Below are 12,987 nucleotides of genomic sequence, written 5' to 3' on the forward strand. Positions count from 1 at the left end.
ATGTTTCATGAGACCAGCAGAAACACGGCCTAGCAGCTGATTGCGAGTGTTCATTAACTCTGCTATAATGCAGTTCTATTGCGTAAAAACGAAAGGAAACGGTCATGAACGAATCACACTTAAAACGTGAAATTGGGTTATTTACTGCGCTTGCAACGGTCATGGGCACCACCATTGGCGGCGGGGTCTTCTTTAAAGTTGCCAGCGTAGTCGGTGTGACCCATTCCGCCAGCATGACGATTGCTGCCTGGATTCTTGGTGGTCTCATCACGATCTGCGGCGGATTAACGACAGCTGAGCTCGCAGCCGCTATCCCGCGAACTGGCGGGGCTATCAAATATATTGAATACACCTACGGCAAACTGCCAGGCTTCTTAATGGGCTGGGCGCTGATGCTCGTCTACTACCCAGCGAACATGGCTGCCCTCTCCATTATTTTTGCCACCCAGTTCATCAACCTATTCCAACTGACAACCATTTGGCAGATTCCAATCGCAATCATGTGTGCCGGTTCCCTCCTTCTCATCAACTTTTTAGGTGCCCGAGTCGGGGGTGCCTTTCAATCGATCACGCTGATTTTTAAATTGATTCCGATCGTGCTGATCGTTGGTGTTGGTCTCTTTTCTAACGCTCACGTCAACGTCTCACTGTTTCCCATCACTGCGGGGCCACACCTGAACTACTGGACGGCCTTTAGCGGTGGCTTGCTCGCCACGATGTTTGCCTATGATGGCTGGATAAACATTGGGAACATTGCTGGTGAAATGAAACGACCCGAAAAAGATCTGCCCCGGGCCATCATTCTTGGGCTGGTCTTGATCACATTGATCTATACGCTGATCAACTACGTCTTCGTTAAGACGTTGCCAGTCAGTCAAATTGCCAATAACCAAAACACGGCCTACGAAGCTGCCCGCCTTATCTTTGGCCAAATGGGTGGTAAGCTTGTCACCATTGGGATCCTAGTCTCCGTTTACGGCGCGATTAACGGGTACACTTTGACTGGGATGCGCGTGCCGTTTGCGATGGCGGAGGAAAACGCCCTGCCTTTCAGCAAGTACTTAAAACGGCTTTCCCGTCACACCTACGTTCCATATTTCGCTGGGGCTGCGGAGTTTGTCATTGCCCTGTTGATGATCTTTATGGGATCCTTTGACACCCTGACGGACATGCTGGTATTTGTGATGTGGATCTTCAACGTGATGCTCTTCATCGCGCTGTTTATCCTGCGAAAACGTGAACCCGAACTACAACGGCCCTACCGCGTACCGGGTTATCCGATCATTCCGGTAATTGCCATTATTGGCGGTTTCTTCATTCTCATTGTCACCATCCTCACTCAAACCGGTTTAGCGGTCACTGGACTTGTTTTAACCGCTATCGGTATTCCGGTTTACTACTACCATCAAACACGTGTTAAACAGCAAAAATAACCCCAATGCTGTGTATTGAAGTCTTGAGGGACTCTGGACAAGCACAGCAGTGTACAAAAAAACGTCTTCGTCGCTGGCAATCAGCGCTGAAGACGTTTTTTAGTCGAACAGGTAACGTGAACTTTAAGCTCTTGCCTGTGCACAGTTAAAAATCAAACCTTCGAATCGTTATCTAAGGGCAGTTACTCGTTTTTAAGTGAATCGGTAACCGGCATCGGCAAATCAGGAAATAGGCCTTGCAGATAGGCCGTAGCGGCCTCATCCGGAATCTTGTCCGCCTGAACCACCTGCGTCAACCCATCATACGTCAGCATTAACAAGGCTTCACCGTGTTCATCATGCACGACGTAGTAACGGATACCCAATTGGATGGCGCGGAAAACAAGTTCCTGCGCACGAACCGGCAGCCGGTACATCGCTGGGATCAAATCCTGCGCACCGATCCGGTCCGCCTTCCACTTGGCAGCTTGCTGCTTGCCAAAGGTCATCAGGCTGCCATCGACCAATTGATCAACCATCTTGGCGGCTGGTGTCAGTTCAGGATGGGTCATAAACTCCGCAAAGTCGTCAACCGCTGTAATTTGCTCGCTGTGAGCGTTTAACGCCTTAGCAAGTTCATCTAACCGGTGAAAGATTGCCTGGCCCTCTGCCTGCTTAAACGTTGGTTGTTTCGGGTCTTCTAACGCCACTTGGTCATTATCACGCCCGGCCTGTGTCAATTGGGCCCCGATGTCAGTCAAATCGACTGGCGTTACAAGCAGATAGATCCAAAAGAGCTTCATAAAGTACATCGCATGACGACTGACCCCATTTGGCGTAAACGGTGTCAGATCAAAGTTTCGAAATTCGAGGTACCGAATTCCCTTCTGCAGATAGTCGCTTAATTCGACCTGTCCGCGTAACCGAACTGGGCCATAGAACTCCGATGCCGCGTACAGATGACCATCCGCGACAGCAGCATCAATCGTTTTCACAAAATGACTGAGCGACTGGTAGACACCCATGTCCATGTGGTCAGCTGGCAGGTTCGCGTAGCCATACTTGCTGCTGCGAATGCTCCGAACGGGATGCGTTAGGTCCACATCAACCGGATAGTTGTCGAAGAATCCGGCTTCCGCAACGGGTGACGCCCCAAATAAATAGGTCAACAACCACCGGTGCAATACGAGATTCTGGGTGATCCGAAAATACAGCGCATTCTTAAAATCCTTAACGCTCGCAAACTCGTTCTCGTAATACGGAAATAATCGGTTAACGACGGGGTCAGGCAAACTGAAATTAAGATGAATGCCCGTGATAATTTTGGGGGCAACATCATACTTTTCCGTGAGATAGTCCCGGTACACCGCATAGTTTGGCCGTTCAAAATGGTCGCGAATGTACTGGCGGTCTTCCTCATCGATAGCTGGCGGCATGCTCATTGGCCAGATGCGATCATCACCCTTTAGTGAGCGATAGAAGACCGTCTGCAACGCGTCAAGTTGATCTAAGACACCACCAATATTGGGATTTGGATCCGTGATCAATTCAGCCTGAGCCTCACCGAAATCGGTTTGAAGGTACGGGTGAAACTGACGGGAGCCAAGTTCTTGTGGGTGTTCCTGCCGACTTAGACGGCCATTTTTATCGATTCGATTTTCTTCAATTTCGATCCCGACAAGGCTGTGGTACAGTTGCTCAGCCAAGTCCTCTTTTTGAATGGTGGCTAACAAGTTTTCTAACATGTAAGTGCCGCCTCCTGCAGTCTGATTTATAATACCGATACCGATGCTGTGCTTTCGTCAGAATCCGATGGGTAACCCCAATGATGAAAATATCATGAGGTCATTAATTAATGGTTCGATTATAGTTTAAATTCAGCTGACGTACAAGCGTCTCAAACCGGATTTAAATGAAACGAAAAAATCAGCGCTCATCCCGTGCTAGCGGTGATGAACGCTGATCTTTTTATGGTCATAAAACGGTTTACGTTAAATTAGAACTTCAATTAATTATTGTTATTATAGGCGTTCTTCAACCCTTTGATATCGGTTGAGGTAATTGCTGAACTCCGATTAGCGTAATACATCACGCTCTTTTTCGTTTCAGCATGCTCCAGACCAAGCGCATGGCCGATCTCATGTTCAGCTACGTGTTCGCGGTCAAGCTGCGAATAGTGCATCTTGTTGGCAATGTTTTTGTACACATATGATTTGGCACTCGCCATAACGTTGAGATCACCCATCGTTTGGGTGGTGTGGTAAGACGTGTACGTCAACCCAACAATGTCGCCAGAGGTCTTCTTAGTATCGCTATTAGCAGAAGCTAACGTAATATCAGCTGTCTTGCCGGATTGGACGGGCACCATCTTGATGACCTTCGTGGCGTTCCAGTGTTTAACAGCACTGTTCCAAACCTGTTTGTAGTAGGTCGACTTATCATTGACCTTGTAGGTGATGGTCTTGCTGGCCCACCGGTAAGTTGCCGGAGTCGACGAGCTGGCACCCGTTTTAAACCCATATGACATATGAGCAACCGTGGCTGTTGCAGCACTCGTTGAGTGGCTGATTGCCCTTGTTGCATCTGCCTCAGTCGTCACAGTATCCGCTGGCGTTTGATGAGCAGTCATATTTGAATTTTCAGTAGCAACAAGTGAAACAAACAATGCAGCAGTAGCAACAGCGATGGTCGTAAAACGTTTGATAGTCATATAGGTTCGATGAACTCCTTAAAATTGGCAGTGATGAATTGACGGTTATGATATCGCTTTTTCATCGACTCCAAAGGGCGTTCACCAGGTCCCTAAACCTGACGCCAAGTCGTGCCATCCTATCCGAAAGTCTCAAGTACTGACAACTAAGTTCCAACTTCAGTTATCTAAATTTGATCCCCACATTGGTCCCCCGACCAATATGAGGTTTAAATTTTGACTTAAGATTTACGATGTGCTGAATTAAACTTAAACAACATTTAATTAACGATTTGTATGTTAGACGCTATCTGTATGAAATGCAAGCCCCCATTTTTCATGAAAGTCATTTTGTAATCTTATCTTGCAAGGACTTGTGAAAAACTGATAATGTGCAAATAACACGCCCGGCAACGATGGAAACGAGTGCAGTTTTCAGCAGATGCTCATATTGTTAACCATTTTAAATACAAGTTTATTAATATTACATTTATATTACAGTTAGAAATTATTGATTATTTTTAACAGTTTCATTAATGTGTTCTATTAATGTGCATGATTAATCACGACTATTTTCTGAATTAAGCCCAACAAAAAAGACCATTTTTTCTCATTAAAAGAAAAATAGTCTTTATTTGAATCCTAACTAAACTATATATTTACAGAATTCTTATTTATCTATTCTGTTTAGCACAGTAACAGATTCAACATGCGGTGTCTGTGGGAACTGATCAACTGGCTGAATTGGATCAGCCACAGCGTACCCTGCATCCGCAAACCGTTCGATATCGCGAACCAGCGTGGCTGGGTTGCAACTCACGTACACGATTCGTTCAGGTGCCATCTGACTGGCACTTTCAATCAACGTCTCGTCTAACCCCTTACGTGGCGGGTCAACAACGATCACGTCCGGCTTAAGCCCTTCTTTTTGCCACTTAGCCATTTGATACTCAGCCTTGTTGGTTTCAAAGTGGGTGTTGTCCAGCTTGTTCAGCTTGGCGTTCTTCTTGGCATCTTCCACAGCGGTTGCCACAACTTCAACACCGTAAACCTCCTTCGCATGGCGGGCCATTGCAAGTGAGATCGTTCCGATACCACAGTAATCATCGATAACAGTCTCCTCCCCCGTCAACTGAGCCTTTTCAATAGCGAGGTCATACAGTTTTTCGGTCTGTTGCGGATTGACCTGATAGAAGGACTGGGCAGAAATTTCAAACTTGTTGCTCAGTAACTTATCGGTGATGGCTGGTTTCCCTGACAGCACCTTGGTCTTTGGTCCCATAATAACGTTGGTTGGCCGGTTATTGATGTTTTGGACCACGCTCACGACAGTTGGCAAGGCCTCACGAATCGCTTCAGCAATCGCTGGACTGTTTGACAACTTCGTCGAGTTGGTGACGATGCAGACCATCATTTCATCATTGTAGTACCCCTGACGAATCATGATGTTTCGAATCAAGCCACGGTGGGTGCGTTCATCATAAGGTATGAGCCCATTGTCCCGCAAAATATCGCGGACAACGATAAGTGCCTTATCGATCCGTGGGTCTTGAATGTAGTAATCTTCCAGCGGCACAAGCGTGTGTGAATGTTGACGGAAGAAGCCGGTTTCGAGCTTACCGTTAACCAAGCGCACTGGAATCGTTGCCTTGTTGCGGTAGTGATACGGCTTATCCATGCCAATTGTTGGCAACACATCAATGGCCAACTTGCCCTTTTGCAGCAAGTTTTCAATCTGGTGTTGCTTGAAACGCAATTGTGCGTCGTAGGTCATGTGCTGCAAGGGGGCAATGCCCGCTTGCGCCAAACGGCGGTCCTTGTCACTGGTGTCCACCCGGTCAGGTGAGGTCGTCAGATGGTCAAGAACGCGGCCGTAACCGAAGTTCTTACCGACCTTCGTCACAACAAATTTCACCTTTTCGCCGGGTAGTGCGTTGCCGACGAACAGAGAATAGTTGTCAATTTTAACGACCCCGTTCCCCTCGTACGTCAAGTCCACAACGTCAGCGGTGTATGTTTCATTTTTTTCTACTGGTGCTTTTTCTTTCATGTATATACTCCATAACTAATAAAAAGGATTTTACTGCCTTACGTATCATACAGCAAAATCCCTCAAATTCATACTATGATTGTTCAGAATCGTCATCTTGTTCAGGATCGCGCTCGTCTTCCGGCAAGCCGCCGACCCCTTCAACGAACTTCCGCTCAGCTTCAATGTACTCCGGACTCTCTTCTTCAACAGCATCGTCTGGAATATCATCAAGGTTCGCAAAAAATTCAATGTGTTGTTTCAAATCGGTAAACGTCATTGGTGCATCGCCACCATATTCACCATCAAGGTTGATCATGATGCGTGAGCCATTCACTGGTTTGACGTTAACCTTGCTGACCTTACGATAGATGATCTTAGGGTCATTGATGTGCTTACCGCCATTCAGAACCATGGTGATCAGTCGCATGATTTCAACCAGATTACTGGTCTTCACAATGATCATGGTAAACTTCCCATCGTTTAAGGAAGCATCCGGCACGATCTGTTCAAACCCACCAATCGAATTGGTCAGGGCGAGAAAGAACATCGACGCCTTGCCCTTATAATCTTCACCGTCATACTTGAGATCCATTTCAAACGGCTTGATCCGAGGAAGCAATTCTGCCCCCTTGACCAGGTAGGCAAGGTAGCCAAACAGCGATTTTAATTCAGATGGCACATCGTACGTGAGCTCCGTTAAGCGTCCACCACCGGCAATATTAACAAAGTAGTTGTCAGCTGCCAGACCAATGTCCATCTTAATTGTTTGTTGCTTGAGGACCACTTTAGCGGCCGCCAGCGGATCTTCGCGAGGAATATGCAACGCACGCGCGTAGTCGTTTGTCGTTCCCGCAGGAATAATCGCCATCTTTGGCCGTTTTTTAAGCCCTGCGATCCCGTTAACCACTTCATTAATGGTCCCGTCACCACCAGCTGCAACAAGCAGTTCAAACCCGTCTCGTGCAGCCCGGTTTGCTTCGTCCCGCGCCGAATTTGGCGCCGGCGTGGTCGCAAAGGCGCTGGTTTCATAGCCAGCTTGTTCAAATACATCTAAGATATCGATCAAATCCTTCTTCAGCGCCTCACGCCCCGAAGACGGGTTATAGATCACACGCGCCCGTTTACGCATTATGGTTCCTCCGTCGTTCTTGTATCTTTTTACTTGATGTTTTTTACTAGGACTGTTTACTGCCGCTGCGTTTCGCTGGTTGGCCCTGCAGGCTGCAGTGGGGTCGCTACTGCCTGCAATGCCAACCAGCTACACTTCGCTACTTAAGTGAGAATTGACCACCACGATATCAGTCACAGAAATCTGTCGTCTCAATTCGTGGCGCCAACGACTGCATGCTTGTGGAAAACGCCACTCTTAATGTCGATTCGATTCAAGAGCGGATCTCTCTTCAAACCATTCTTAGCTCTATTTAAAAGCTTAAGCAACATTAACAGCAAGCTCACAGTGAGTGAAATGCAGCGATTTGGCACGGAGCTGTGGTGTCGACATCAGTTAGCGACCGTATTTTGGTCGGTTACTGATGTGCGAGTCGATGGAGATCCATTCAGATGGCGCAAGGCGACAGCTGAATTAGCTTCATCGCGAGCCACTTCAGCTCCGTGCCAAATTGCGGAATGCAACAGTCTGATTACGTCACGCTTTAAAAGAACAGTTTACTTCTTCAAGGAAGCCAGCAGCAACTTGTTAACCACTTGTGGGTTAGCCTTCCCGTGGGTCTGCTTCATGATTTGACCAACCAAGAACCCAACAGCACGGTCCTTCCCATTGTTGAAGTCTTCGATGGATTGTTGGTTGTTGGCCAACACGTCATCGATGATGGGTTGTAATTGAGCAGGGTCTGATAATTGAACTAAGCCCTTCTCTTCGACAAAGGCCTTAGGTTCCTTACCCTGAGTAATAGCCTTAAAGACCTTCTTCGCCATCTTAGATGAGATGGTGCCGTCATTGATCAACTTGACCATGCCAGCCAGGTTTTCAGGTGTCAGCTCAGTATCTTGCAGATCAGCGTGCTGTTCGTTCAGATAGGCGTTAACGTCCCCTTGCAGGTAGTTAGATGTTAACTTCGGATCGGCACCCAACTTAACGGTGGCGTCAAAGAAGTCTGACATTTCCTTAGTCTGGGTGATGACCATGGCATCGTAGTCGGTCAGGCCAAGCTCGTTAATGTAACGTTCACGACGCTTCCCTGGCATTTCTGGCATTTCGCCCTGAATTTCGTTAATCCAGTCGTCAGAGATATCAAGGGATGGTAGGTCTGGTTCTGGAAAGTAACGGTAATCGTCTGAGCCTTCCTTGACACGCATCAAAATCGTTTGACCAGAAGCTTCATCAAAACGACGGGTTTCTTGTTGAATCTCGCCGCCGGACATCAAGACACGTTGCTGGCGTTGTTCTTCAAAGGCCAGCCCTCGGCGCACGTAGTTGAAGGAGTTCAAGTTCTTCAACTCTGTCTTCGTCCCAAACTTGTCGGAACCGGCTGGGCGGATAGAAATGTTAACATCGACACGCATCGACCCTTCTTCCATCTTCACATCAGAGATCCCAGTAAACTGGATGCGTTGACGTAAGGCTTCCAAGTAAGCATACGCTTCATCGGGTGACGCAATGTCTGGCTTCGACACAATTTCGATCAACGGGGTACCTTGACGGTTAAGGTCGACGTAGGAATAGTCCCGTTCATGGGTGTTCTTCCCAGCATCTTCTTCAATATGCATTTCAGCGATCCCGATTTTTTTCTTCTCGCCGTCGACTTCAACTTCAAGCCAGCCATCGTGGCCTATTGGGGTATCCGCCTGAGTAATTTGGTAGGCCTTTGGGTTATCAGGATAGAAGTAGTTCTTCCGGTCAAAGTGCGGGTGCTGTTCGACTTGCGCATGCAGGGCCAAAGCAGCCATGATCCCGTACTTCACAACGCCCTTGTTGGTAGATGGCAAAACGCCTGGATAGCCCCAGTCAATGACGTTGGTGTTACTGTTTGGATCGTCCCCAAATTCAACGGGGGAAGGACTGAAAATCTTAGAATTTGTCTTCAACTCAACATGGACTTCAAGCCCAATCGTTGTTTCAAAGTTCATTAGTTTTTACCCCCTGCGTTTGGTGTTTGTTTGTGAAAATCGGTAGCTTGTTCGAAGGTGTAAGCTGCCTTGTACAGCGTTGTCTCGTCGAATGGCCGACCGATCAGTTGCATGCCGACTGGCAACCCGTTTGAGAAACCGGCTGGAATGGACATGCCTGGTAGTCCAGCTAAGTTCACTGGAATCGTTAAAATATCGTTCATGTACATCGTCATCGGGTCGTCAACGTCTTCACCGATCTTGTAAGCTGGTGTCGGCGCAACGGGTCCCATGATGAAGTCGTGATCCTTTAAAACGTTTTGGAAATCGTTGATGATCAGTGTCCGAACCTGGGCAGCCTTCTTAAAGTAGGCATCGTAGAACCCAGCAGACAATGAGAACGTCCCCAGCATGATCCGGCGCTTCACTTCGTCGCCAAACCCTTCGGAACGGGACTTGACGTATACGTCTTCAAGACTCTTGGTGTCATCAGCACGATAGCCGTAACGAATACCATCAAATCGTTGTAGGTTTGAAGAAGCTTCAGAAGATGAAATGATGTAGTAGGCCGCAACCCCATACTTGTTATGTGGCAGCGAAACCTCGTCCACTGTCGCACCCAGTTCGCGGTATTTGTCTGCAGCTGCTAAAATGGCATCCTTAACATCCTGGTCGACCCCTTCGCCCAAAAATTCCTTAGGCAGGCCGATCTTCATGCCCTTCACGTTGGTGTCGGCGTTTAAGTCGGCAGCAAAGTCAGGAACGTCCTTGGTTGAGGTAGTCAAATCGCGTTCATCATGTCCGGCAATGGCAGACAGAATCAGCGCGTTATCTTTAACCGTCCGCGTGATCGGTCCGATTTCATCCAAGCTTGACCCAAAGGCAATCAAACCCCAACGAGAAACACGGCCATAGGTCGGCTTCATGCCGACCACGCCGTTGAATGAAGCGGGTTGGCGAATCGAACCACCGGTATCTGAACCCAGCGCAGCAACCACTTGGCCAGAAGCCACAGCAGCTGCTGAACCACCTGATGAGCCACCAGGAACGCGGGTGTAATCCCAGGCGTTTTTGGTCGTTTTAAAAGCAGAATTTTCGGTTGACCCACCCATGGCAAATTCATCCATGTTAGTCTTGCCGACGTTGATCATGCCGCTTTCGTTGACCTTCTTAGTCACCGTTGCGTCATAAATTGGCTTGAAGTTTTCAAGCATTTTTGAGGCAGCAGTGGTCTTGAGGCCCTTAGTCACAATGTTATCCTTGATGGCAACGGGAATCCCAGACAATAAATTGTCCGCATCGATACCTTGCGCGTCAAGTTCAGCTGCCTTCTTCAAGGCAGCATCTTTATTTAAGTTTAAAAAGGCTGCAACGTCAGCATCGGTCGTATCGATGTTGTCAAACGTGGCCTTGGTTAAGTCGGTTGCACTGATCTTCTGATTAACGAGGTCGTCGTGAAGAGAAGTCAGATCCTTATCAAAATAATTCATACCTAATCTTCGTCCTCGCTTTCGTCAATAATAACGGGCACCTTGATGTAGCCATTTTCAGCCTCTGGTGCGTTTGCCAGCAATTCGTCTCGCTGACCCCAGTTATCAGCAACGTCCTCTCTCATGACGTTGATCTGGTCGCTGACACTCGAAGTGGGTTTGATCCCATCCGTATCAACTTCGCTTAACGTTTCAAATAATCCAATAATGTCGTCTAACTGCGTCGTAAAGTACTTCAGTTGGTTATCATCTAAGGATAACTTGGCTAATGAAGCGACGTGTTGAACTTGGTCTTGGTCAATTCGACTTGTCATCGATTCTCCTTCTTTCAAAAGAATTTCTTTTATTCACGATAAGGGTAAATTAACGCTACACTAAAATATTTTAACACATTAACCCGCAGATTCTTGAGTTATTTTCAGTTTATGGTTAAGTTTAGAAAAATCATATAACATGGTGGTGTGCGGGTGAAATGATCGGGTGTTTCTAAAATAATTTTTGTTTGGAGCCATCTTTCTAAGCCATTTTGAAGAGAAGTTTATCGCTGGAATGCGGTGCGCTTCAGTATTAATAGTTATTTCAGCTGAAACTTGAAAGTATGAAGACAGACTGATCCCTTGGTATCACAGGGCATATTTTAATTAATTTAACCATTTAGCTTGCTGTTAACAGCGAAACTAACCGTTTCGGCAAAAATGTGAAGAACTGATTCATCATCTGAATAATTTGGGCTCTTCTTGCATAAACTTCATGATTAATAATCGTTTTTAACGAATTTAGAAGCCATACCAGTGCTTGAGACAACTCAATATCTGGCATGGCTTCGTTCATTATAAAGAATAAATCCCCAATGGTGCGATCATCCTGATTTTGCCGTTCCTGCCAAGCTAATAGGTCATAAGTCATCATGACAATTGCTAAATGGCCACAAAGCCCGTCATAATTTTGAACTTGTGATTTGTCGAGCCGCAAGTATTGCTTGGCAACTTTAAAGTAATTCTCAATTTGCCATCTTCGGGCGTATAGTTGAATGATCTCTTGTGGCTGAAGGCCTAACTGAGTCGTTGCCAGTACTAGGTAGTCATCTTGACGGGCCCGATTAGCCACAAATACCAAGCGAAGCTTGAATTTTTGGTTCCCGACGTGCGCTTCGACAAAGCAGCTGTATTGATAAGCTTGCTTGGGTTGATATTTTGAGGCCTGCAGTCGCTTGTATAATGCTTTAACTGAATATTGCCGTCCGCGATATTGATAGTAAATTTTGCTGGACCGTTTAAGCATGCCCACGCCGTTTAATCCCAACTTGGTTAATTCATAGAACATTTTTGGTGAGCTATACCAGCTATCAAATAACACATAGTCAGCTAGAACGCCATTTGCGAGGGCTTGCTTGACAAGTTGCAATGAAACGAGGTTCATTTTTTGCTGTGCTTGGCGACGTCTCCGGCCAGCAATTGTTCGTTGATCGGTTGTTTTAGCTGATTTTCCAAGGACGTTTTGTGGCTTCTTGGAAGACATTAATGCAAAGTTGATCGGTAAGAATGTATTGGCGTCACTCCAACCCAAAGTTAAAGCCCGGTATCCCTTAATATATAACTGTTTGTCATGGTCAAAGACTCGCGCTAGTAATTCGGTTTGGGTGGCGTACTCACGGGAAAAGAGTGTATCGTCAATGATCAATGCTAACCGCCGCCGGCGGTCAATAAACGGTCGTAAATGCTTGATTAAATGACTCCCAACTTGACAAATCAAGCGTTGCCAATTGATCCGGCCATCGTTCAAATTATTTCTGACGGTGCGACTGGTAAAGTTAGGTGTTTCATGGGCTCGATAAAGCGAGCGTCCCAGGAACTTTGTCGTGAGCAGCCATTCAATGACCTTCATCAAGCTGATTTCTGAATTCCGGCGATAATTCACCAACTTGGTGAGTTTAGATAGACCAATGAGGGAAGTAAATTGATGAACAATATTGTGAAGCTCGTTTTCTGTATTTTTTTGTCTTATAATATTCATGACGTAAGTCTCCTTTGTATCTTGGTTTTGGTCGACTAAAGTATACAACGCAGGAGAGCTTGCGTTTATTTTTTGCCAAAAAAGCCAATAACCACACGCCTTTGGCGTGATTATTAGCTTTCAAGTTTCAGTTATTTCAGTAAAAAGAAGCCTAGAGACTTTGGTCGTCTCTGGCTTCTTTTTGGCTCATTTGATATGTGATTTGTTGCTTTCGTTGGTGTAGCGCTTGTGCTGCAAGGTGACTTCGTTCAGAACTTTGATTTATGGTCTTTCTTGGTCACTGTG

General features: G+C 46.6%; 9 protein-coding genes. 1 reads left to right on the plus strand and 8 read right to left on the minus strand.

Annotated elements, in window-relative coordinates; translation table 11 throughout:
• The first annotated feature begins 104 nt into the window (after positions 1 to 104).
• Positions 105 to 1,433, plus strand: coding sequence for an APC family permease (locus AYR61_RS13985; protein WP_065903622.1), 1,329 nt, complete (start codon positions 105 to 107; stop codon positions 1,431 to 1,433).
• Positions 1,434 to 1,615: 182 nt separating this feature from the next.
• On the opposite strand, the gene AYR61_RS13990 is transcribed toward AYR61_RS13985, so the two are convergent.
• From AYR61_RS13990 to AYR61_RS14025, 8 genes are all read right to left on the minus strand, one after another.
• Positions 1,616 to 3,157, minus strand: coding sequence for a gamma-glutamylcysteine synthetase (locus tag AYR61_RS13990; RefSeq protein WP_065903624.1), 1,542 nt, complete (start codon positions 3,155 to 3,157; stop codon positions 1,616 to 1,618).
• A 263-nt stretch (positions 3,158 to 3,420) separates the two neighbouring features.
• Entirely contained in the window at positions 3,421 to 4,122 is a 702-nt protein-coding gene (locus AYR61_RS13995; protein ID WP_065903626.1) for a matrixin family metalloprotease, read from the minus strand.
• Positions 4,123 to 4,771: 649 nt separating this feature from the next.
• Positions 4,772 to 6,151, minus strand: coding sequence for a 23S rRNA (uracil(1939)-C(5))-methyltransferase RlmD (gene rlmD, locus AYR61_RS14000; protein ID WP_056986896.1), 1,380 nt, complete (start codon positions 6,149 to 6,151; stop codon positions 4,772 to 4,774).
• A 73-nt stretch (positions 6,152 to 6,224) separates the two neighbouring features.
• On the minus strand, positions 6,225 to 7,262 hold the full coding sequence (locus AYR61_RS14005) for a diacylglycerol kinase (protein WP_054712216.1): 1,038 nt from the start codon (positions 7,260 to 7,262) through the stop codon (positions 6,225 to 6,227).
• A gap of 536 nt (positions 7,263 to 7,798) precedes the next feature.
• Positions 7,799 to 9,220, minus strand: a complete 1,422-nt coding sequence (gene gatB, locus AYR61_RS14010) for an Asp-tRNA(Asn)/Glu-tRNA(Gln) amidotransferase subunit GatB (protein WP_056986897.1) — start codon at positions 9,218 to 9,220, stop codon at positions 7,799 to 7,801.
• A complete protein-coding gene (gene gatA / locus AYR61_RS14015) occupies positions 9,220 to 10,689 on the minus strand; it encodes an Asp-tRNA(Asn)/Glu-tRNA(Gln) amidotransferase subunit GatA (protein ID WP_054712215.1) in 1,470 nt (489 codons plus the stop codon). The genes gatB and gatA overlap by 1 nt, the downstream gene beginning before the upstream one ends.
• 2 nt (positions 10,690 to 10,691) lie before the next feature.
• The gene (gene gatC, locus AYR61_RS14020; RefSeq protein WP_056986899.1) at positions 10,692 to 11,003 is read right to left on the minus strand and encodes an Asp-tRNA(Asn)/Glu-tRNA(Gln) amidotransferase subunit GatC; all 312 of its coding nucleotides are present in this window, start codon (positions 11,001 to 11,003) and stop codon (positions 10,692 to 10,694) included.
• Positions 11,004 to 11,343: 340 nt separating this feature from the next.
• Positions 11,344 to 12,702, minus strand: a complete 1,359-nt coding sequence (locus AYR61_RS14025) for an IS4 family transposase (protein ID WP_065901546.1) — start codon at positions 12,700 to 12,702, stop codon at positions 11,344 to 11,346.
• Positions 12,703 to 12,987 lie beyond the last annotated feature (285 nt).

The organism is Secundilactobacillus paracollinoides (genome assembly GCF_001702155.1).
GTDB classification, from domain to species: domain Bacteria; phylum Bacillota; class Bacilli; order Lactobacillales; family Lactobacillaceae; genus Secundilactobacillus; species Secundilactobacillus paracollinoides.